Origin of the sequence: Adhaeribacter radiodurans (assembly GCF_014075995.1) — a bacterium.
GTDB classification, from domain to species: domain Bacteria; phylum Bacteroidota; class Bacteroidia; order Cytophagales; family Hymenobacteraceae; genus Adhaeribacter; species Adhaeribacter radiodurans.
In genome coordinates this window covers 4822929-4845812 of sequence record NZ_CP055153.1, presented here as the reverse complement: position 1 = coordinate 4845812, position 22884 = coordinate 4822929, and the positions used below count along the sequence as shown (strand labels likewise).

The following is a 22884-nucleotide window of genomic DNA, read 5'->3' as shown; positions in this document are numbered from 1 at the left end:
TTATTTGATTAATTGAGTAAGTTAGATTGAACAGGAATAATCTACTTCCGTTGCTTTTTTAAGAAAGCTTTTCCTCTATTTTATTCTTTTCGTCCCGTTTGGGAAAACATTTCCTCCCTGATTCTTTCATTTTCTGAGTTCATTTAAATTTATTGATCATGAAAAAATCTGCATTTTTTTTATTGTTAGTACCTGCCCTTGCTTTCTCTCTAACGTCTGTTTACGGCCAAGGAAGTTTTACGCCTCCTGAAAGACAAATAAATAACTTTAGTGTTAGGCAAGGATACCGGATAGATCAACATCCGCGATTCTTAGCAGATGTGAATGGCGACAAACAAGCCGATGTGGTAGCTTTTGGTAATAAGGGTGTTTATGTATCCTACTCCAAAGGAACTAGTTTTGAAGCTCCTGTTCGGGTATTACAAAACTTTAGTTACAACCGCGGGTGGCGGGTAGAGCAACATCCCCGGTTTCTGGCCGATGTGAATGGGGATAACCAGGCTGATATTATTGGCTTTTACGATAATGGAGTGCATGTATCCTATTCAACTGGTACCGGTTTTACAAGCCCTCAATTAGAAGTAGAAGATTTTGGTACGGATAAGGGGTGGCAGGTAGAGAATCATCCCCGGATGATGGCTGATGTTAACGGCGATAATCGGGCGGATATAGTTGGGTTTGCAAGCAGTGGCGTGTATGTATCTTATTCAACAGGTACTGGTTTTACAATTCCTGAGTTAGAAGTAGAGGAGTTTGGTAGGTTGGCTGGCGGGTGGCGAGTAGATCGGCATCCCCGGTTTCTGGCTGATGTAAATGGCGATAACCAAACAGATATTGTCGGATTCTCCAGCTATGGGGTTGATGTTTCTTTTTCTACGGGTAAGAATTTTACGGCACCAGCGCGATTATTGAGCAACTATGGTTATGAAAGTGAGGGATACCGTGTAGATCGAAATCCTCGTTTTTTGGCGGATGTTAACGGCGACAAGCGGTCCGACATTGTGGCGTTTGGTAACAGGGGCGTATACGTGTCTTTTTCTACTGGTACTGACTTTACCGACCCGATTCGGGTATTACAAAACTTTAGTTATAACCGAGGATGGCGGGTGGAGCAACATCCGCGGTATTTGGCAGATATCGATGGTAATAATATGGCAGATATTGTGGGGATTACGGAGGATGGCGTTTATGTTTCCTATTCCACAGGAGAGGGCTTTACGACGCCTAAACTAGGAGTAGAGGAGTATGGTTATAATAATGGGTGGCGAGTGGAAAGTCATCCCCGGATTCTGGCGGATATTAATGGCGACAACCGGGCGGACATTGCTGGGTTTGGTGAAAAGGGCGTTATTGTTTCTTATTCTTATGAATTTAACGAACCTGTTTCCTGGGACAGATCCTATGCAAAGAATACAGGTAATTTTAGCTGGCATAACTTAAAAGCAACTCTTCCAACTGCTGATGGAGGCTATATACTCGCTGGCAATTATCTAAATTTTATTTTAGGAATAACTTCTTCGGCGACAAATTATTGGCCAGACTATACCAAGAGTATTTACTGGATTGTAAAAACAGATGGCCGTGGTAATAGGCTATGGGATAAAACTTTTGGTGATAATTGGTCGGATGAACTGGCTTCGATTATTCAAACTTCCGATGGGGGGTATTTGTTGGCAGGTACTTCATATGATAGCGAGGAAAAAAGTGATTATTGGCTTGTTAAAATCAGCAGCACTGGTACGAAGCAATGGGAAAAAAAATACGGTGGTAATGGCAAAGATGAGTTAAGTTCGTTGATAAGCACCGCTGATGGCGGTTACCTTTTAGCAGGAACTTCCAATTCAAAAGCCAGCGGCGACAAGTCACAGTCCAGTTTTTCGAGAGATTATTGGGTTGTGAAGGTTAACAGCCAAGGTGCCAGACAATGGGATAAAACTTACAGCAGCTTTAGTGATGATGTATTGGCGGAAGTAATAAGTACATCCGATGGCGGCTACTTGGTTACGGGTACAGGTAGTACAATAAAAGGAGTAGGCAAAGGTGGCAATGATTATTGGGTAGTTAAAACAGATAATAATGGTAATAAGCAATGGGATAAAAGGTATGGCGGAACGCGTAATGATGCCTTGGCTTCGGTAGTAAGCACTTCTGATGGCGGTTACCTATTGGCTGGAACTTCCAATTCTCTTATCAACAATGATAAATCGCAAGATAGTTTTACCAGAGACTATTGGGTTTTAAAGGTCAATGAAGTTGGCGATAAACAATGGGATAAAACGTATGGCAATATAATAACGGATGATGAACTTACTTCCGTTATAAGTACTGCAGATGGCGGTTACTTATTAGGAGGGAAAGCCAATTCGGTTTTTGTTTTAGGCAAAGGTAGATATGATTACTGGGTTGTGAAAATAGGCAACACGGGTATTAAGTTTGGAGATAAGCGTTATGGTGGCACTGGCAATGATGAACTGGCCACTGTAGTAAACAACTTTAATGGCACTTATCTGCTAGCAGGCAGCTCCGAATCACCTAAAAGCGGTGATAAAACACAAGCTTTGCGGAGCAGAAGAGATTATTGGATTCTAACAATAGGTTTTGAAGTGGATTACTATGTTAGTACTTCCGGCAGCGATAGTAATCCAGGTACCATTACTAAACCTCTGCGCACCATTCAACATGCCTTAGATTTGGCTATCCCCGGCGCTACTATTTATGTTAGAAAAGGCGTTTACCAGGAGAGGTTGGTTTGGAAGAATTCCGGCACAGTCACGGCTCCCATTAAATTAACCAATTACAAAGCTGAATCTGCTGAATTAGATGGAAGTAATTTTAACGATAAAGCGGATATTGCCTTATTTGAGATCGCTAGTAAAAGCTATGTCCGCATCAACGGTTTGCAAATTCACAATTATTACCGCGACTATGCTAAAGGTATTTTTATACACGGTGCAGGTACCAACGTTCAGGTAACTAATTGTAAAGTATATAATATTGGCTGGACTTCAAACGCCAGCACCAAGCCTGGTTCGGGTAATAATGCTAATCCGTTCGTTATTGTCGGTAATAGTTCTGCCTCTTACAATAACCTGTACATTGGTTCCAACGAAATATATAATAACATTACTGGTTATAGCGAAAGCCTAACAATTACGGGTAACGTAGAAAATTTCGTGGTCGAAAAAAATACGGTTCATGATAATACCAATATCGGGATAGTTATTGCCGGACATTATTCCTGGACAGTGGCAGAAGGTGCCGAAAATCTAAATCAGGCTCGCAATGGAAAAGTATTGGGCAATACCGCTTACCGTTGCGTATCGCAAGTGGCTACTTCGGCTGGTATTTATGTAGATGGAGGCAAGATGATTATTGTTGAAGGCAATAAGTCTTTTGAAAATGGTGTGGGCATTTCTCTGGGCTGTGAGAATCCTAACCGTACAGCTACAGAAATAAGTGTTCGGAGTAATTTTATATATAATAATATAGAAGGCGGCATTATCGTGGGAGCTAATGCTTCTGGCAGCAGAGTAGAATCCTCCAAAATCAACAATAATACTTTTTTCAAGAACAATTCGCGTGGAGATTATGGGGGCGAGATATACCTGCAGAATACTTATGGAATTACTATAAAGAATAATATTATATATGCCCTTAGCAATGTAGTAGTTATTGCACGAGCAGGTTATATTTCAACCGAACTTGCTATGAATTATAATCATTATTATAGTGCTGCCACAGGCAATAACGATCAAATTATTTTTGACTGGCATACTATTGATAGTAATGGCAAAGACTATAATAGTTTAGCTTCCTTCAAAACAGGCACCGGCCTGGAAGCTAATGGACATTATGCAAACCCCATTTTTGTTACTACCACCTTACCAAATCCCAATTTACATTTATCTTCTAACTCTCTGGCTATTAATTCAGGTGATCCTAATTACATACCGGTCATTAGAGAAAGAGATATTGATGGAGAATTAAGGCTGCAAAGTAGCCGCATAGACGTTGGCGCAGATGAAACAAGTTATACCAATCCACCTTCTGCTACTTTACTAGTTTTAAATGAAAAATTTCGGCCATTTAAACTTTATCCTAATCCGGCCAAAGATTATTTCTATTTAGATTCGGATGCTGTTATTCGTATCCAATCGGCTAATGGTAATATCCTGCATAGAGGTAACTACAAAAAAGGAGAGGCAATTAGTATTACTAAGTTACCACGTGGTTTGTATTATGTGATCAATGAAAATAGTAAATCTGCTATTAAATTAATAGTTAATTAAATGGAAAAAGCCACTAATTTTTTTATTATAATCTTATACAAATTTACCTCAATCGATTAATGCTGAAACATTGATTTTTAAGGTATTGCTAACTGATACTAAGTAAAGAGCCGTTATGAGATATCAAAATTAAAGTTAATTAGCTTATAACGGCTCTTTATGCTAACTTTTTAAGCAAAACATTAAATTCAAAAATCGAATTTAAACCTATAACTTTCTATCTACTTCGGGAAATGAAATTCTGTAATATCTAATGTTTCGTCGCAGAACTGGTATTCGTGTGCAATGTTGGAACATACTACTACTAAGCGGCCTGCCTGATTCTGGCTCACATGATCCAGGTACCAGTTAATACCTGCCTGGTCTAAATTTGTAGTAGGCTCATCGAGGAGCAGGAGAGGAGCGTCGGTATAAATGGCCAAGCCTAACTTAAGCCGCTGTTTCATGCCCGACGAAAAATCTTTCACGAATTTATAGCGGGCTTTTTCCAGGTACATTCGCTCAATTAGCTGTTGGGGCGTAAGATCGCGTAGTGGTTTAAAGCGGGTATGAAAGTGTATTAGCTCAATTAAAGTTAATTCTTCCACCAGCTCCAGGTAAGGCGCCGAAAAAGAAAGATAGCGGTAAACTTCTTCTACCGGTACTTTTTTTGAATGCACATGGTACTCAATTAAACCCTCGCTGGGAACCAGGTTACCCGATAAAGTATTGATAAAAGTTGATTTACCAGAGCCGTTGTAGCCTAAAATGGCGTAAGCCTTATCCGATTCAAATTCGTAATTTAAATGGCGAAAAATCCAATCGTAATTGTAGCGTTTACCGAGCTTGGTAAGCTTAATCTGCATCTTTTGATAAATAACCCCGGATTACTCCCCGCTCCGACGTCCGGAAGAAATTAACAATTTCGTCGCGTTCGTCGCTGGGTAGCATTTCCAATTCAATTTTATCTAAGGCTTTGCTGTGATTTAAGCCACTTAAAAACAAGGTCCGGTATATTTCCTGAATTTCGTTGATTTTTTCGTTGGAGAAACCCCGGCGGCGTAAACCAATAGAGTTCACTCCGGCATAGGTAAGCGGCTCCCGAGCAGCCTTCACAAAGGGCGGCACATCTTTGCGCACCAACGAACCTCCGCCAATCATAGCGTGGGCACCAATTTTTACGAATTGCTGTACAGCGGTAGTACCTCCAATTATCGCGTAATCCTGAATTTCGATGTGACCGGCCAATTGCACAGAATTTACCACAATCACATTATTAGCAATAATGCAGTCGTGGGCAATGTGCACGTAGGCCATAATTAAGCAATTATTGCCAATATTGGTGGTGTTTTTATCCATTGCCGTGCCCCGGTTAATGGTTACGCACTCCCGGATTACGCTATTATCACCAATATAAACCGTACTGGCCTCACCTTTGTATTTTAAATCTTGAGGTGCCGCCGAAATAACGCAGCCAGGATACAACTTGCAGTTTTTACCAATGCGGGCTCCTTCCATAATGGTTACATTAGGGCCTACCCACGTGCCTTCGCCGATTTCGACATTCTTATAAATGGTAGAAAAAGGCTCGACTACTACATTCTGGGCAATTTTGGCTTCCGGATGAATATAGGCTAAAGGTTGATTCATTCTTTCTTTTAAATTAAAAATTATGAATTAAAAATTAGAAATTATCTGTGCCGGGAGATTCAATGGAAATGTTTTCCAGCAATTTTGTTCGGAATTAGTAAATCAAAAAGAATGCTAAAGGCACTTTTAAAATTTCTAATTCATAATTTCTAATTCATAATAACTATACGCCCTCTTTCCGGACAATGCTAGCCGACATTTCGGCTTCCATAACTACTTTGCCGTTTACAAAAGCTTTTCCTTCCATTTTAGCAATACCACGCTTAATGGGGGCCAATAACCAGCACTTAAAAATGATAGTATCGCCCGGAATAACTTTACGACGGAAACGACACTTATCAACGCCCAAGAAATAAGTCCAGTAATTTTCCGGATCAGGTACGGTGCTGAGTACCAATATTCCTCCGGTTTGAGCCATTGATTCTATTTGGTAAACGCCCGGATAAACCGGATTAGCCGGAAAATGCCCCTGAAACTGCATCTCGTTCATGGTAACGTTTTTTACCCCAATTACGGTGCTTTCATCAAGGTAAATAATTTTATCAATCAGCACAAAAGGGAAACGATGCGGCAGGGTTTGGGTAATTTTATTAATATCCATAACCGGCTCCTTAGTAGGATCGTAAACCGGTACATTTTGGATAGCAACTTCCTGCATTTGTTTTTTAATCTTTTTAGCAAAGGCTACGTTGGCTGCGTGACCAGGCCGGGCAGCTAATATCTGGCCTTTTAAAGGTCGGCCAACTAAAGCTAAATCGCCAATTAGATCTAGTAATTTATGACGGGCCGGTTCATTTTTGTAACGCAGTTCTACGTTATTTAAAATGCCTTCTTTTTTTACCGCCACTTTGGGTTTATTTAACAAAGTAGCTAAGTTGCTCAATTCTTCTTCCGTAACAACCCGGTCTACTACTACTATAGCATTGGCTAAATCGCCGCCCTTAATTAAATTTTGCTTGTACAAAGCTTCTAACTCATGCAAAAAGCAAAAAGTACGACTAGAGGCAATCTGATCGCGAAACTGATCAATGGCGGTAATGGAGGCGTGCTGACTACCTAAAACCGGTGAATTGTAATCCACCATAACGGTAACCCGATAATCATTTAAAGGTAGAGCCGCTAATTCTACCTCGCGCTCACTATCTTTATAATGAATACCTTGCGGAATCTCAAAAAAATTGCGCAGAGCATTTTGTTCTTCCAGACCTACTTCTTCTAAGGCATTAATAAATTCAATAGAAGAGCCATCCATAATAGGTGGTTCCGGTCCGTCTAACTGAATCAGAATATTATCAACCTGCAACCCTACCATGGCGGCCAGGGTATGTTCTACCGTATTAATGCGGGCACCATTTTGCTCGATGGTGGTACCCCGCGATAAATCAACAACATTATCTACGTCGGCTGCAACAATCGGCTGGCCGGGTAAGTCGATGCGCTGAAATTTATAGCCATGATTTACCGGCGCGGGTAAAAAAGTCATGTTGGCTACTACGCCAGTATGCAAGCCTATGCCCGATACTGTTACCGGCGCTTTAATGGTATGTTGTTTATCGTTCATTTACTAAGTACGCGGAACGTTTTAGGTGATACGTTTTACGTTATGTTTTATTAGCTATTTAATTTTTCCTCAGGTTATTAAGGGTGTAAGGTAATAGCTTAAAGTGCATTTACCGGCAACAGGCAAAATTAAATTTTTTCTTTTAATTCGTTCAGTTGTTTTTCCAACTCCGGCAAGCGCCGCAATACGGCTAATGCCCGTAGGTTTTGCTTGTAATCAAAAGCCGGCGATCCCTGAATAATGGTACCTTCTTCTTTTACCGATTTAGAAACGCCTGATTGCGCACCTACCGTGGTTTTATTCGCTAATGAAATATGGCCCACAATACCTACTTGTCCAGCCAATACGCAATTATCGCCAATTTTAGCAGAGCCGGAGATTCCGGTTTGGGCCGCAATAACCGTATGGCGACCTACCTCTACGTTATGAGCCAGCATTACCAGATTATCTATTTTGGTACCTTCCCGGATAATGGTAGAGCCCATGGTAGCGCAATCAATCGTAGTATTCGCTCCTACATTTACGTTATCTTCTAAAATAACATTACCTAGTTGCGGAATGTCGCGGTAAGTGCCGTCTTTTTGCAAGGCAAAACCAAAACCCGGACTACCAATTACCACCCCCGCATGAATAATACAATTGTTACCAATAACGGTATCGGCGTAAATTTTGGCACCGGCAAAAATTATGGTACTATCGCCAATAACCACGTTATCGCCAATGTAAGCCTGCGGGTAAATGCGTACATTTTTCCCAATTTGGCAATTGTGGCCAATATACGAGAAAGCACCCCGGTAATGCGCTTCGCCGATAGTTACATTTTCCCCCATAAAACTAGGTTCTTCTACCCCTTGCAGTAAACGCCCTTTGGCTTTCTGGTATTCTTCCAGCAAGCGCGTGAAACTCAGATACGGATCTTCTACCCGGATCAGGGATGCTGCAGTAGGCTGCTTTAAAACCAGGGAATGGGCTACAATTACCGCTGTGGCCTGAGTAGTGTATAAATAGTGCTCGTATTTAAGATTAGATAAAAAAGCCAGGGAACCTTCCCGGGCTTCTTCAATTTTCTCTAGTTTGTAAACGGAAGCTGCTGCATTGCCTTCTACTGTTCCTCCTAATAACTCAGCTATTTGTCCGATGGTGAATTTCATGCGCCAAAATTAATAAAGAATTTAATTAAAGTGCGATTTCTTTGGGGTAGCAAAGGTAATATTGTTGTGAAATCTCTAATAAAGATTCCTTAAATAAGCAGAAACAATTATTTAATTTCTCTATTTTAAGAAAGAGGGCTGGTATATTTTGGAGTTAATACAGTAAAAAAGAAAGGTGCAAAAATAAATAAAGCTTCATTTACGATGCAATTAAGGAACATAAATCTTGTTTTCTGAAAGAAGAAAGAAAGCACGTTTAGGCCAGGTGAAACAAAGCCAGCATTTAAAAACCCCTTTCGGGGCAAGGTAATCTGGTTGTAAAATTTAAAAATTGCTTGCTATTTTAAAGTAAATTACGCCAGCCAAACTATTATTATATTTGAGTTACATGCTACGATTTCTAACTTTTACGGCGCTTTTTGCTATTTTAGTATTCACCAACGGCTGTTCCGAAGATGATGCTCCTCAAGTTGACTGTCCCAATCCTTCTTATATCAATGGTTTAATTCAGCAAGTAGAGGCTATTGAAACCGAAGTAAGTACTTTGCAAGCCCAATTGCCAAATGCCCAGGGAGCTGATAGAGATGCTATTAACGTTCAGATTAAAGGTGCCACCAACCGGCAAGATACTATTTTAAAAGAGCTAAGTAACTATCGCCATTGTTTGTGATAGTTTGTAACTTATATAGCAATCTTAAATGCGTTGGGTTAAACGTAGTAAATAACCGGGTAAAAATAAATTAGATAAATATGTCCTTCCGAAAGAATCTTTAGTTACGCAGTAAGATAGTTTCCTCCAGAAGAACCCTTAAGGAAGGTGCGGATTTACTTTAATCTTATTCTATTCTTTTACTTATTTCTAATTATTAAAAGTATTTTCCCTTATCAATACTTAAACACCCATAATTAATGCGTTATCTCCTTCGGGTAACATACAAAATATTTTTCCACGGTAGTACTTAGGGCATGAATATTCGGTAAATCGGAGGCATCGGCTACATCCACTACGTGGCCGAGTTTGGTTAGCACATCAATGGATTTGCCGTGACCTTCGTAGGCGTTATTACTTATTTTACCTGATATCATTAGGTAAGGTACTTCAAACTCATTTACTTTAAATTTTTCCTGAATTAATTCGTTAATCCCTAATAACATATCTTCATCGAAGGGGCTACTCGAAATAAGTATTTTAAATAATTTTCGTTCGAGTAAGCTGGTAGCTAAAAAAGATAATATTTTGTCGGAATGCGCGCACCAGGTTTTTATACCTTGCCAGATATCGTAATCGTCGAGAGCGGTAAATTTTTGCAGAATGGTATTTTCTGCTTCAAAATCGGCCAAGATAATGTTTTCTGCCAAAAAAAAAGTAAGTGCTGCACTAGCCGGAACATCAACCCCCGACTGATGCAGGAACCGGGCCCGCTGCACCAGTTTAATGAGCATGTGTTCGGCACTTAATACCGTTTTGTGTAAATACACCTGCCAGTACATGAGCCGTCGGCTTACCAGAAAGTTCTCTATGGAATAAATAGCTTTTTCTTCTACTACCAGGCGATCTTCGGCTACGTTTAGCATTTTAATAATGCGTTCAGCCCCAATTTTACCTTCTAATACCCCGGTGTAAAAAGAATCCCGGTTTAAATAATCGAGCCGATCCACGTCGAGTTGACTTGAAACTAACTGGTGAAAAAAGCGCCGGGGATACGTATTCGTAAATATTTTAATGGCCAAACTCAATCTTCCGCCAAACACCTCGTTTAACTGATGCATGATGTGTACCGAAAGTTGTTCGTGCGACACATTTTTAAAAATAGAAGTTTCTAAGGCGTGCGAAAACGGACCGTGACCTACATCGTGCAGTAAGATGGCTATTAGCGATGCTTCGCATTCTTTCTCAGAAATTTCGTTATTTTTGCTGCTTAATGTTTGTAACGCATTGTTCATGAGGTGCATGGCTCCGAGCGCGTGATGGAAACGGGTATGCAGCGCACCCGGGTAAACAAAGTCTGTTAAGCCTAGTTGTTTTATTCGCCGCAGTCGCTGAAAATAAGGATGCTCAATAATATCGAATAAAAGATCCGACGGAACCGTAATAAATCCGTATACAGGGTCGTTAAAAATTTTTTTCTTATTCAATTGATAATCGGGTTGGCAGTTGTTTATTAGCGATTATGGATAGGAAACTCTCTAAAGTATCCGCGCTACTTTTTAGAAATAGTAACTGTTTACTATTTTTCCTTGTTACTATAAATATAAAAGATTACAAGCGCATGCAATTAACTATATTGCCGCAAGCGCTACTAACCAGTTAAAAGCACGATTTGTTTTAAAAATAAAACTATGCAAAGATATAATATTTTATGGGCCGATGACGAAATAGACTTACTGAAGCCACATATTCTTTTCTTGGAAGATAAAGGCTACGATATTACGCCGGTACCCAGCGGCGCAGATGCCATTGAGAAATGTTCGGAAAATAATTACGATGTTGTTTTTTTAGATGAGAACATGCCCGGAATTTCCGGTCTCGAAACACTTTCGGAAATTAAAGCCTTAAAGCCCACCATACCTGTGGTAATGATTACCAAAAGTGAGGAAGAACACATTATGGAGGAGGCAATCGGAGCAAAAATTGCCGACTACCTTATTAAACCTCTCAACCCGAACCAGATTTTACTTTCGGTTAAAAAAATACTCGACAACAAACGGCTGGTTTCGGAAAAAACCAATAGCAGCTACCAACGCGATTTCCGCACTTTAGGCATGGCCTTCGGCGAACGCTTAAGCCACGAAGAATGGGCCGAAAATTACAAAAAACTGGTACGCTGGGAGCTCGAAATTGACGAAACTGAAGGCAAAAGCATGGCCGATGTAATTAGCATGCAGAAAGACGAGGCCAATTCCAACTTCGCCAAGTTCGTAATGGATAATTACGAAGAATGGATAAACAACGAAGCCGATGAACGCCCGCTCATGTCGCACGAAATATTTAAAGAGCGCGTTTTCCCGATGCTGAAAGAAAGCTCGCAAAACGTGTATTTTGTGCTGATTGATAATTTGCGCTATGACCAATGGAAAGTGCTGGAGCCGATTATCGCGGATTACTTTACCGTAGATAACGAGGAAATGTATTATTCTATTTTACCTACCACTACGGCCTACGCCCGTAACGCTATTTTTGCCGGCATGATGCCTTCCGAAATCCAGAAGAAATATCCTAACTTATGGGTTAACGACGATGATGAAGAAGGCAAAAACTTACAGGAACCGCAATTTTTAGAAATTTTATTTCAGCAGAACCGTATCCAGGACAAGTTTAGTTACAACAAAATCACAAATATTCAGGCAGGTAAAGATTTAGTAAGTAAATTTAGTAACCTGGATAAAAACAAGCTCAACGTAATCGTATATAATTTCGTGGATATGCTGTCGCATGCCCGCACCGATAGCACCATGGTGCGCGAACTGGCCCCCGACGAATCGGCTTACCGCTCGCTTACTCGCTCTTGGTTTTTGCACTCGCCTTTGTTCGAAACGTTAAAATTAATTGCCGAGAAAAAAGGAAAATTAATAATTACCACCGACCACGGTACCATTCGCTGCAAGCGGCCCTTTAAAATAATAGGCGACCGGAATACGAATACCAATTTGCGTTATAAGCACGGTAAGAATCTGGGTTTTACCGAAAAAGATGTGTATGTGGTACGCAAGCCGGAACGTATATTTTTACCCAAAGAAAATATTTCTACGGCTTACGTGTTTGCCTTAGAAGATTACTTTTTTGCTTACCCCAACAATTTTAATTACTACGTAAACTATTATAAAGATACTTTCCAGCACGGCGGCGTGTCGCTGGAAGAAGTAGTTATACCTTTTGTGACCCTGACGCCCAAAAATGCTTAGTACAGAACCGGATGAGTACGTGTTGAACGTAGCATCTAAAGAAGATTTACCCTGGGCGGTAGCCGAGCTAATTCGGTTTGCCGCCGATCAGAAGATTTGGTTATTTGAAGGGGATATGGCCGCCGGCAAAACTACGTTTATTAAAGCTATTTGTGCTGCCAAAGGGGTAACAGATGCTGTTAGCAGCCCAACGTATAGTTTAGTAAACGAGTACGAAACAGCAGAGCAGGAACGATTATATCATTTCGATTTTTACCGCATTAACAACGAAGAAGAAGCTTTAGATATGGGCGTGCTGGATTATTTCGATTCCGGGAACTTATGTTTAATCGAATGGCCTTCTAAAATAAAATCTTTATTGCCCACGACGTATTTGCTCGTAAATTTGGAAGTTGGTGCCGGAGAGGCGCGTATTATTACGTTGAAACAGTAATCTTATTATGACGGAACATATTCCTTCGGGCTTTGAAGCAATAAACGCCGCTAGTCGGGCGCTCTATCCGAAAGAATCGATGCTGGCGGTTGAAACCAAGCGCAAGCGGTTATTCATTGGCTTACCTAAAGAAACTTCGTTGCAGGAAAATCGCTTGGGGCTTACCCCCGAAGCGGTCAGGCAGTTAACGGATCAGGGTCACGAAATTTGGGTGGAAAGCGGGGCCGGGAGCCCTTCTAAATATTCCGACCATGAGTTCTCCGAAGCGGGAGCCCGGGTGGTTTACGCCACCACCGAAATCTACGAAGCCGATATTATTCTTAAAATTGCTCCGCCTACTTACGAAGAGATTGAATCTTTCCGGCCCGGCCAAACCTTAATATCGGCTCTGCAACAAGGGAACCTTACCGCCGAATACATTAATGCCTTGTGCCGCAAAAAAATTAATGCTATTGCCTTTGAATTTTTAAAAGATAAATCGGATACCCGGCCGGTGGTGCGCGCCATGAGTGAGATTGCCGGTAGTACGGTAATGCAGGTAGCCGCCGAATATTTAAGTTCCAGCAACGATGGCAAAGGTATTATTTTAGGAGGAATTACCGGCGTGCCTCCTACCCAGGTAGTTATTTTAGGGGCAGGCACCGTGGCCGAATTTGCTACCCGGGCCGCTCTGGGCTTGGGAGCCGAAGTAAAAGTTTTTGACGATCATATTTATAAACTGCGGCGGTTAAAACAAAATATTGCAGCTCAGTTATTTACTTCAACCCTGGACGGAGCCATCCTGAATAATGCTTTGAAACAGGCTGATGTGGTTATTGGGGCTTTTTCGGTGAAAGAAGGTCGGCCCTCCCTTATTATCAGCGAGTCTATTGTGTCGCAGATGAATCCGGGCTCTATTATTATTGATGTGTGTATTGACCAGGGCGGTTGTTTTGAAACTTCGGAATTGACTACGCACAGTCGGCCCGTTTTCCGGAAATACGATATAATTCATTATTGCGTACCTAATATTGCTTCGCGGGTTCCCCGCACCGCTACTAATGCATTAAGCAATATTTTTACTCCAATTTTTATTGAAATATCTAAATACGGCGGCGTAAATGAAACTCTTTTTACTCACGAATATTACCGCAGTGGCGTATATATTTACAAAGGCAGCCTTACTAACCAAATGATTGCCAAGAAATTTAATATGCGTTACAAAGAACTCAGCTTAATGATTGCCGTCCGGAATTAAAAGTAAAATAGAAGCTAAAGGTTACAAGAACATTTACTTACGGGCACCCGTTTTAACCTGATACTTCTTGCAAAATTAATAGTTTAAAATCAAAAAGATGGGTGCCGTAATTGTTAGTGCGAACCGCAGTGCCGGAATGGTAGCTACGGTTAAGATGGGAAATGAGTCAATGGTAATTGATGAATCGGGAGTAGCGACGGGAGAGTATACCGGTCCCGGCCCGATGGATTACATAATGAGTGCTCTGGGATCGTGTACGGTAATTACGCTGCAAATGTACGCGCAACGCAAAAACTGGCCCTTAGAGCGAGCCGAAGTTACTTTGGAACAACGAACCATATCGAACCTGGAAAGCACTTTTGAAGCTGGTAATAAACGCACGGTAATTAGTAAAACATTACAATTAATTGGAGATCTTACCCCAGATCAGATCAACCGACTCAAAGATATTTCTTCCCGTTGCCCCGTTCAAAAAACCTTAGAAGCCGGAATACTTATACAAACTACTTTGGTGTAAAAACTTGCTGAGCTCTTCAAGCTGGTTATAAAAAATAAAAAATTCAGGTTAAACCTAACGCAAAATCCCTATCTGTTATAAAGAGGAGTTTCCGACGGGTTCAACCTGAATTTTCTAGGAACTATAAGTAGTTTAAAACCAAGAACAGCTTATTACAACTTAGCTGTTTTAGATTTACCTGCTACTAATTTTATGTCCATTACAAAAATATCATCAATAATCTTGTCGGCGGCAGTACCCAACATGCTCGAGCGGAATTTAATATCGTGTTTAATACGGTCTACTTCTACTTTAGCACTAGCCTCGGCATTTGCACCATCCACTTTTACGGTAGCTGGAAAAGTAATCGGATTGGTAATACCTTTAATAGTTAGGTCACCGGTAATGGTATAGTTAGCCTCACCGGCTTTGGCACCAGCAATTGGGGCTGCTTTGGTAATTTTAAAAGTAGAGGTAGGATTCTTCTCCACCGAGAAAAAGTCCTCGGATTTTAAATGGCCGGTTAACTTTTTGTTAAATTCTTCATTGGTAATATCCAGGTCGGTAATAGTAGTCATGTCCATTACAAAGTTACCGCCTACCAATTTTTTACCGTTTACTTGCAAGCTGCCTTTTGTCAATTTAACGGTGCCGGTGTGTTGGCCACCTACTTTTTTAGCGGTCCAGTTAATGGTGCTAGCAGCCGGGTCGGCGTCCAGGGTGGTTACAGCTACAGCTTTAGTAGTTGCTTTTTTTACCGGATTACGGGGAGTGCTGTTAACCGTAACACTGCCAATAAGTAAAGCAAAAGCCAGAACAGAGGTAGAAATTTTAATTGTTCTCATAAGTTGTAATTAATTGAAGTGAAGAAAGATTTGGTTTATTTGAAAGTAGCGCTAGTAAATTAATTGATATTTAAGAAATTATTGCAATTTAATTGTAAATGCATTTAAAAATTTATGCGGTTAGTACAAAAGTAAAACCAGCATTCATCTTGTCTTCTGTTGGTTTAATATTCATTAAAAGCACTTTGTTGTAAATACCATCGCGGCGGTTTTGCGGTTCGTCGGGAAAGTACAGTTGCGTGGTTAAAATAGGTTTGCCGGGAGCTTGTACTTTCACGTGAATATGCCGCGTGCGACCCGGATATAAACCGGGTACAATCGTCTCTAACCGGAAATTACCTTTACTATCGGTGTATTGATGGCCGCGTAGCCGGAAACCAGTATTATCGTAATTGCCGGCATCATCGGCGTGCCACCAATCGAGTAAAACTTTTGCCATTGGATGGCAATTGGTATTCACTACTTGTCCGGTTAAAATAAGTTTGGTGCCCGCCACACCTGCCTCTATTAAATTTTTTCGTTCCGGCGATTCAGGTTTAAAATAAGGCCCTTCGGTTTGCGCAGGAGTAGGCTCGTCGTGGTCGTCGCATGCTGGAGTAGGAGTTAACTTTACTGGCTTAGTCTTAGGAATGAGTGCCCATAAACCAAGTAACGGTAGAGGAGACAGAAAAGCCAGAAATTTACGCCTGTTGGTTTTCATCTTATTACGCTTTTAACTTTCATGCTACTTACGCTCCTTAAATTAACTAAATATAAGTAGTTGCTGCCGAAAAATTTCTATTGTAACCTTTTCTTATTCAATGAAATTGATTTAGTAAACTATTAATCCTTATTCCGGATTATTCGCTCTTCATTGTATCTCAGATTTATTTTAATGCTAAAATCGGGTAAAATCCAACTACCAGCCTTTAAGTCCGGTGCTATCAGGTCGGTTACTTATTAGCCTTTTAGTAGTTAGATTTCCCGATTTAGTATTAAAAACAATATTTCATCTGTAGTAGAAGCTTTTACAATAGTCCTTAACAGTTCAGCCGCAGTTATATATTAAATTCTATCAATAGGTTATCTTTTAATTATTTACTTTTTTTAGGTCTGCTGATTACCATCATCTGAGTCGTCGCCTTTTGGTACCCTGAAACTGTATTTTAGAATTCCGGATGAACCTAAAACTTTGTATCCTCTATACTTTAGTAAGTTGAACTTGGAAAATGAGACGGCCGCCGGTGTTTAAACCTGAATTACGTATGCTACTATATTTTCCTGTTAAGCCGGTAGTTTGTCCTTATAAGAAAAAATAGAGCACATCTTGCGTTTCGCTAATTCCCGATTTCTGAAACAAAGCAACAAAGGGAGAAGCACATTAAAAAAAAGAATAGATAGAAAGCCAAAGAATACCGACTAATGGTTAAAAGTGGTCTATGAAATTAGTTTAATGTCCGACGATTACTGATTGCAGCTAATTGATAGACAAATATTTCCTGCTGGTCGGTGTGATTGGGGAAATGGTCGAAGATTGCAGATTTATACTATTGTAATCCTTACCTTTAATTTTGGTGTTGTCTTTTAAATTCCTAAAAACTGATAAATGGCTTCTTTAATCCGCCGAAATATTTCCGTTTTAATCCAAGTTTTAGTTTGGGGTTTAGTTGCTTTTCTGGTGCTTTTATTTCAACCACTTACCTCGGAGGTAAAGCTTCCCGTACAATTCTGGATAAAGCAAGCCATCTTGCTAGGGGCATGGCTGGGGGCTTTTTATTTAAATGCCCAGGTATGGGTACCCCGGCTTTTACTACCTAATAAAATAAGTTGGTTTGTAGTAGCCGCTCTAGGCACAGCCATTGGGGTAGTAATTCTTATTTATTTAGTAGAAATAGGATTGAACTTGCCGGAACGTATGCACCAGGCCTTTCATCAGGGCAGCGTTCGCAGAGGTGGCAAAGGCCCTTTGTTTTATTCGCTTATTGGTGTTTTTATTATCACCTTGGTAGTTCTGGCTATAGGTACCAGCATTACTACCGTGCAAAAATGGCAGAAAGATGCCCAACTCCGGCAATTACTGGAACAGGAAAAAACCAGTACCGAACTATCTTTCTTAAAAGCGCAGATTAATCCGCATTTCTTTTTTAATACGCTCAATAATATTTATGCGCTTACCATGATTAACATCGACTCTTCGCGGCAAGCTTTGCATACCTTGTCGCGGATGATGCGGTACGTGCTTTACGAAACTACCAGCGGCACCACCTTGCTCAGCAAAGAACTCGGGTTTATTCAGGATTATATTCAATTAATGCAGTTACGCTTAACGGAGAATGTAAAAGTTACTTTTTATAAACCTAACCCAGTAACCGAAGTGATGATTGCCCCCATGTTATTATTGCCTTTCGTAGAAAATGCGTTTAAACACGGCGTTAGTACTATTTTGCCGTGTCACATTCAAATTAAGGTAGAGCAGCACGGCCCGAATCTGCACGTGAACGTAACCAATACCATTGTAAACGAGAAAAAACTGGTACTGGAAGAAAGCAGTGGCATTGGCCTGGTAAATACCCGCCGGCGTTTAGATTTGCTTTATTCGGGCAACTACCAGCTAACGGCCGGCGAAAATACCCCGGAAAACGAATACCAGGTACATTTAACTATAAACCTATCCTGATGCTTACTTGTATTGCCGTGGATGATGAACCATTGGCCTTAGGCCTGGTTTGCGCTTTTATTGAACAAACGCCTTTTCTGAAATTAGTAGGCCGGTACTCCAGTGCCATTGAAGCCTTGCGGGGCCTGCACGAGCAACCCGTAGATGTTTTATTCCTGGACATTCAAATGCCCGATTTGACGGGTATTGAACTGGCCCGGGTATTAGATAAAGGTAAGCCAGGAAAAAATCCACGCGTTATTTTTACTACCGCTTTTAATCAATTTGCCCTGGAGAGTTACCGTGTAGATGCCTTGGATTATTTAGTAAAGCCATTTAATTACGAAGAATTCTTGCGGACTGCCACTAAAGCCAAAGCGTATTTTGATTTAATTCAAGTTCCAGTTAACCCGGTTGCAGCTCCTGCTCCCGAAGAAGAATACCTTTTCTTAAAAATAGAATACCAATTAGTGCGCATTGCTTTTAAAGATATTTTGTACATCGAAGGATTAAAAGATTACGTGAAAGTGCACCTGCTAAGTGAAGCAAAACCGGTGCTCTCTCTTACCAGCCTCAAAGCCTTAGAAGAAAAACTACCCCCCCGGCGGTTTATGCGGATTCATCGTTCTTTTATTGTAGCCTTAGAAAAAATTAAAGCTATTACCCGCAATACCGTACAAATAGGGGAAACTACCATTGCAGTAAGCGATCAGTACAAAGAAAATTTTAATCAATTTTTAAATCGGTGGATGTGAGAAGCAGGAATTTTTACTTCTATTCCGTTGAGTCTTTTAAGTCTCAAAAGAGCGGTTCAAACTAGATATCACCGCAGCCTGGAGACTTGAAAAGACGAAACGGAATAATCTGATTAATCATTCTTTACTTTTTTTGCAAGTGATTTTTTTAAATCCGAAATACTTTTTATTCCTAAAGTAGCCGCTTGTTTTCGGCGCATCATTAAAGCGTAGGCATTGTTAAACCCGATAGGCAGGAGCCAGGTAAGTTTATACTGCTTTTGAAATTCATCTTTCACGAACTGATACACTTTTTCTTTACTGGTACCGAGTTGATTAATTTGGGTGGGAGTGGGCTGCAGAATAACGAGTAAACCGGTACCTGTATATTCGGGGTATAAATCAATTTGGTTATTGGTTAAAGCGTCGAAGCAAATTTTAGTACCGCCTAACCCGGTTTTGGTTTCTACCCGGTAGTCGGAGTAGCCTTGCAGCAACTGGCTGTACATACTGGTTAAAATATACTGTTCTCCAAAAATTTTCGAGCCTATTCGTATGGTGCTGCCTGTTCCGCGGCGAGCCGGACGCCATAATTTTTTTTGCTGCAGAAAGTTTCGGGCTACTGTTTCCGGGCTTTGCTTTAAATAATCAACCTGATAATTAAGCTCGGTCATAATAGAGTCATTTATCTGACCAACCAGTAAATTTAAGATTTTAGCTAATTCGGGAAACTGTTGTAAAGCTTCGTTCCTTACAATTGGGGCGGCATAATACGGCGGAAAAATATGCTTGTCATCTTCCAATATTACTAAATCAAAAGCTTTTAAACGCCCATCCGTGGAGTAGCCACTGATAACGTCCAGTTCTTTTTCGTAGGCCGCCTGGTACATTACCGCATCGCTAATTACTACATTCCGGATATTTAACTGGTAAATATTCTGCAAACCTAAAAAGCCATCTTGCCTGCCCATAAACTCGGGCGTAAAACCAGCCAGCAACTTGGTGCCGAAAGCAGGCGGAACAAGGTAAAAAGTAGCCAGTACCAATAAAGCCAAGGGTAATAGCCATACGGCCCGTTTCATTGTCCGGAGATTTAGCTTTTGCAGCCTACTTAATATGAAATCGAACAATAAAGCTAAACAAGCAGCGGGTATGGCTCCGGCCAGAATCATATTAGAATTATTAAGTGCAATGCCGCCAAAAATAAATTCGCCCAATCCACCGGCGGCAATGTAAGCGGCTAAAGTAGCTACTCCCACATTAATAACCGTAGCCGTTCGGATACCGGCCAGAATAACCGGCAAAGCTAGAGGTAATTCTACTTGCCTTAAAATTTGGCTTTTGGTCATTCCCATACCTTTGGCGGCATCTTTTACCACGACATCTACCGAGGTAATTCCCGTAAAGGTATTCCGGATAATGGGCAGTAAGGCGTACAAAAATAAAGCAGCAATCGCTGGTTTCGCTCCGATACCCAAAATCGGAATCAGAAAACCCAATAAAGCAATGCTCGGGATAGTTTGTAAAATACCTGCCACGCCCAGAATGGTACCGGCTAATTTTTTCTTTTCGGAAATTAGTATTCCCAGTGGTAAACCAATGCTAACGGCTAACAGCAACGATAAAAAAGTAAGTCCGGTATGCGTAAGGCATTGCTCCAGTATTTTACCGGATTGCTCCTGCATAAAGCCAAGTAAAGTAGAAGATTCAGCAGCCATTAGTTTTTTCGGAAATTTTGCAGCGCTTGAAATACCTGGTTTATTGCCGGAGTAGCACGAGCAGGTAATTCTTTGCCAGCCAACGGTTCTGAAATGGGGGAGCTATCTGGTGGTAATAAAGCAGCAATAGCTTCCCAAATACTTAAAGAGGCGGGTAAGTTTCTAAATTCATTGGTGGGCGAAAAGCCAATATCGGCAAGGGTTAAGGTTTTTAGTTCTAGCGGTAGTTGTTGTTCTTTTAAAAAGGAGCGCACAAAGTCACTTTTTGGCTGAAATAATAATTCTTTGGGGGCACCAATCTGTTCTATGCGGCCTTGGTGCATCAGGCAAATGCGGTCGCCGAGTTCAAAAGCTTCGGTAATGTCGTGGGTTACCATAATAACGGTTTTGCGTTTTAACTCGTCGAGGTGTAAGAACTCCTGTCGAATGTGGGTGCGGGTAATGGGGTCGAGGGCACCAAAAGGCTCGTCCAGGAGTAGAACCGGCGGATCGGCCATTAAGGCCCGGGCCAATCCTACGCGTTGCTGCTGGCCGCCGCTGAGTTGATCGGGGTAAAGCAATAGGTAATCTTCCGAAAGATGCAGTTTATGTAACAGTTCCCGCGCCCGTTCCTTTATGCGGCTGGTTTCCCATTTTAATAGCCGGGGTACAATGGCCATATTTTCAGCAATGGTATAATGCGGAAACAAGCCGGTATGCTGCAGCACGTAACCCATCCGGCGGCGCAATTGCTCCGGAGGTAGCTCGTTAATAGGCTGATTGTTAAAATAAATAGTACCCGCTGAGGGTTCCTCTAACTTATTCAGCATGCGTAGGGTAGTGGTTTTACCGCAACCGCTGGTACCCAGCAAAACAAGGGTTTCGCCTTCTGCTACCGAAAATGAAACATTATCAACGGCCTGTATGGATCCAAAATTTTTAGATACCTGGTTTACCTCAATCATTACGGACATATAAGGCGGTTAGTACCTACGCAAAAAAGCAAACATTACCCGGAAATGCTAACTCTGAATTAAAAATTAGAAATTATGAATTGGAAAATGAAACCGAGATAATTTCCAAATTTACTTTTTCCGTAAAAACTATACTAAAATAAAATTTGGAAGACCAATAGCTTAGAAAAAAGTTAGATTAAGATGTTCACCCTTTAAATTTTAGTGCCTTAAGGATGATTTAGAATGCAGGAGTAAGTAGGATTTACCAAAAGCTAAGAGTACATAGCAAACGCTTTTTCTACTTTTTGCTGTTCATTAAAGAACATAATTTCTACCGTTTTCCGACCGGTGGCGGTGTTGCGGTAATAAATGGTTAAACCGTTGATTCCGGTTAATACATCTATTATCTCAAAACGCAGATTGGGTATTAGTTTTAAACCTTGCTGCCAGTATTCTCTAACTTGGTTTTTACCTACTACAACCCCTTCGGTTTCAGGTTTAATTTTTAAAGCCATGGGGGTTTCTATGGTAAAATCTTCTGTGTAATGTTCCAGAATTCTTTCTAAATTGTGAGAGTTCCAGGAGCTTACCCATTCTTCCGCAAAGTGTTTAGCAAATTCTTCAGTCATATTCTAATTTTAATAAATGTAAGTGTAAAGATGAATACTATTAAATTTTGGTAGTTGCAGTTGTTATTTTTTAAAACCTCAAAAGTAAATTTTGACCAAGTGTTTTGGAAGGAAGTATTATAAAAGTAACCACAAGCTTAATTTTCTGAAACAAAGAGTGTCGTTACTTCTAGCCGGTTATTGTCCGGGTCCAGGGTTTCAAATTCATAATAGCCATCACCCGTTTTGCGGGGTCCTCTTAAAATTTGATATCCGGCTTGTTGCAATTCTCTGGCTTTTGCGTCTACTTCCTGCATAGTTGCTACCCCAAATGCCAGATGAATAATACCTAAATGCTGGCGGTTAATGGTATCATTTTTATTAACGGGCACATTCGGTTTGCTCATCAGTTCCAGGCGGGCACCCGAATCAAAAGTTAAAAAGAAACTTTCAAATCCGGTCGATTCGTTCCGGTATTTAGAATTAGGAATTCCGCCAATAAATTTCTGGTAATAATCTTTTAAAACGTCTAACTGGTTCGTCCAGATGGCAACGTGTTCTATGGTCATTATTCTGTTTTTAAATCAGCAAGATATTAGGTATTAGCCTTGTTTCTATTGATACACCTGCTTTTGATAATGCGGTTAATTTTGATTCTATTGAATAAATTAAATTGATTTATATTTAATTTATTTACTAAATAACTTACT

19 protein-coding genes are annotated in these 22884 nt (G+C 40.7%); 8 read left to right on the top strand and 11 right to left on the bottom strand.

What is annotated here, in order from left to right; all coding sequences use genetic code 11:
• Nucleotides 1–158 precede the first annotated feature (158 nt).
• Nucleotides 159–4289, top strand: a complete 4131-nt coding sequence (locus HUW48_RS19270; protein ID WP_182412490.1) for a T9SS type A sorting domain-containing protein — start codon at nt 159–161, stop codon at nt 4287–4289.
• A gap of 221 nt (nt 4290–4510) precedes the next feature.
• Here HUW48_RS19270 and HUW48_RS19265 read toward each other — a convergent pair whose 3' ends face one another.
• From HUW48_RS19265 to lpxD, 4 genes are all read right to left on the bottom strand, one after another.
• Nucleotides 4511–5134, bottom strand: a complete 624-nt coding sequence (locus HUW48_RS19265) for an ABC transporter ATP-binding protein (protein WP_182412489.1) — start codon at nt 5132–5134, stop codon at nt 4511–4513.
• Complete coding sequence (lpxA, locus tag HUW48_RS19260; protein ID WP_182412488.1) at nt 5124–5918, bottom strand: acyl-ACP--UDP-N-acetylglucosamine O-acyltransferase; 795 nt, start codon at nt 5916–5918, stop codon at nt 5124–5126. The genes HUW48_RS19265 and lpxA overlap by 11 nt, the downstream gene beginning before the upstream one ends.
• 163 nt (nt 5919–6081) lie before the next feature.
• A complete protein-coding gene (locus tag HUW48_RS19255; protein ID WP_182412487.1) occupies nt 6082–7479 on the bottom strand; it encodes a bifunctional UDP-3-O-[3-hydroxymyristoyl] N-acetylglucosamine deacetylase/3-hydroxyacyl-ACP dehydratase in 1398 nt (465 codons plus the stop codon).
• Nucleotides 7480–7607: 128 nt separating this feature from the next.
• Nucleotides 7608–8630, bottom strand: coding sequence for a UDP-3-O-(3-hydroxymyristoyl)glucosamine N-acyltransferase (gene lpxD / locus HUW48_RS19250; RefSeq protein ID WP_182412486.1), 1023 nt, complete (start codon nt 8628–8630; stop codon nt 7608–7610).
• 388 nt (nt 8631–9018) lie between these two features.
• On the opposite strand from lpxD, the gene HUW48_RS19245 reads away from it, so the two are divergent.
• Nucleotides 9019–9300, top strand: a complete 282-nt coding sequence (locus tag HUW48_RS19245) for a hypothetical protein (RefSeq protein ID WP_182412485.1) — start codon at nt 9019–9021, stop codon at nt 9298–9300.
• 236 nt (nt 9301–9536) lie between these two features.
• On the opposite strand, the gene HUW48_RS19240 is transcribed toward HUW48_RS19245, so the two are convergent.
• Complete coding sequence (locus tag HUW48_RS19240) at nt 9537–10766, bottom strand: HD domain-containing protein (protein ID WP_182412484.1); 1230 nt, start codon at nt 10764–10766, stop codon at nt 9537–9539.
• A gap of 204 nt (nt 10767–10970) precedes the next feature.
• Between HUW48_RS19240 and porX the strand changes: the two genes are divergently transcribed.
• From porX to HUW48_RS19220, 4 genes are all read left to right on the top strand, one after another.
• The gene (porX, locus tag HUW48_RS19235; RefSeq protein ID WP_182412483.1) at nt 10971–12533 is read left to right on the top strand and encodes a T9SS response regulator signal transducer PorX; all 1563 of its coding nucleotides are present in this window, start codon (nt 10971–10973) and stop codon (nt 12531–12533) included.
• On the top strand, nt 12526–12966 hold the full coding sequence (gene tsaE, locus HUW48_RS19230; protein ID WP_182412482.1) for a tRNA (adenosine(37)-N6)-threonylcarbamoyltransferase complex ATPase subunit type 1 TsaE: 441 nt from the start codon (nt 12526–12528) through the stop codon (nt 12964–12966). The genes porX and tsaE overlap by 8 nt, the downstream gene beginning before the upstream one ends.
• Nucleotides 12967–12973: 7 nt before the next feature.
• Nucleotides 12974–14203, top strand: a complete 1230-nt coding sequence (locus HUW48_RS19225; protein ID WP_182412481.1) for an alanine dehydrogenase — start codon at nt 12974–12976, stop codon at nt 14201–14203.
• 97 nt (nt 14204–14300) lie between these two features.
• Nucleotides 14301–14720, top strand: a complete 420-nt coding sequence (locus tag HUW48_RS19220) for an OsmC family protein (RefSeq protein WP_182412480.1) — start codon at nt 14301–14303, stop codon at nt 14718–14720.
• A 152-nt stretch (nt 14721–14872) separates the two neighbouring features.
• Here the strand turns inward: HUW48_RS19220 and HUW48_RS19215 are convergent, their stop codons facing one another.
• Together HUW48_RS19215 and HUW48_RS19210 are read right to left on the bottom strand one after the other, a co-directional pair.
• Nucleotides 14873–15544, bottom strand: coding sequence for a YceI family protein (locus HUW48_RS19215; RefSeq protein ID WP_182412479.1), 672 nt, complete (start codon nt 15542–15544; stop codon nt 14873–14875).
• A 112-nt stretch (nt 15545–15656) separates the two neighbouring features.
• Nucleotides 15657–16244, bottom strand: a complete 588-nt coding sequence (locus tag HUW48_RS19210) for a dioxygenase family protein (RefSeq protein ID WP_182412478.1) — start codon at nt 16242–16244, stop codon at nt 15657–15659.
• Between the two features lie 885 nt (nt 16245–17129).
• Between HUW48_RS19210 and HUW48_RS19205 the strand changes: the two genes are divergently transcribed.
• Together HUW48_RS19205 and HUW48_RS19200 are read left to right on the top strand one after the other, a co-directional pair.
• Complete coding sequence (locus tag HUW48_RS19205) at nt 17130–18200, top strand: sensor histidine kinase (protein ID WP_182412477.1); 1071 nt, start codon at nt 17130–17132, stop codon at nt 18198–18200.
• The gene (locus HUW48_RS19200; RefSeq protein WP_182416448.1) at nt 18197–18934 is read left to right on the top strand and encodes a LytR/AlgR family response regulator transcription factor; all 738 of its coding nucleotides are present in this window, start codon (nt 18197–18199) and stop codon (nt 18932–18934) included. Before HUW48_RS19205 ends, HUW48_RS19200 begins: the two co-directional genes overlap by 4 nt.
• Nucleotides 18935–19047: 113 nt before the next feature.
• On the opposite strand, the gene HUW48_RS19195 is transcribed toward HUW48_RS19200, so the two are convergent.
• From HUW48_RS19195 to HUW48_RS19180, 4 genes are all read right to left on the bottom strand, one after another.
• On the bottom strand, nt 19048–20631 hold the full coding sequence (locus HUW48_RS19195; RefSeq protein ID WP_182412476.1) for an ABC transporter permease/substrate-binding protein: 1584 nt from the start codon (nt 20629–20631) through the stop codon (nt 19048–19050).
• The gene (locus tag HUW48_RS19190) at nt 20631–21584 is read right to left on the bottom strand and encodes an ABC transporter ATP-binding protein (protein ID WP_317173716.1); all 954 of its coding nucleotides are present in this window, start codon (nt 21582–21584) and stop codon (nt 20631–20633) included. Before HUW48_RS19190 ends, HUW48_RS19195 begins: the two co-directional genes overlap by 1 nt.
• Nucleotides 21585–21838: 254 nt before the next feature.
• Nucleotides 21839–22195 carry a nuclear transport factor 2 family protein gene (locus HUW48_RS19185; protein ID WP_182412475.1) on the bottom strand — a complete coding sequence of 119 codons (357 nt, stop codon included), beginning with the start codon at nt 22193–22195 and terminating at the stop codon, nt 21839–21841.
• Between the two features lie 137 nt (nt 22196–22332).
• Nucleotides 22333–22743, bottom strand: coding sequence for a VOC family protein (locus HUW48_RS19180; RefSeq protein WP_182412474.1), 411 nt, complete (start codon nt 22741–22743; stop codon nt 22333–22335).
• Between the last annotated feature and the right edge of the window lie 141 nt (nt 22744–22884).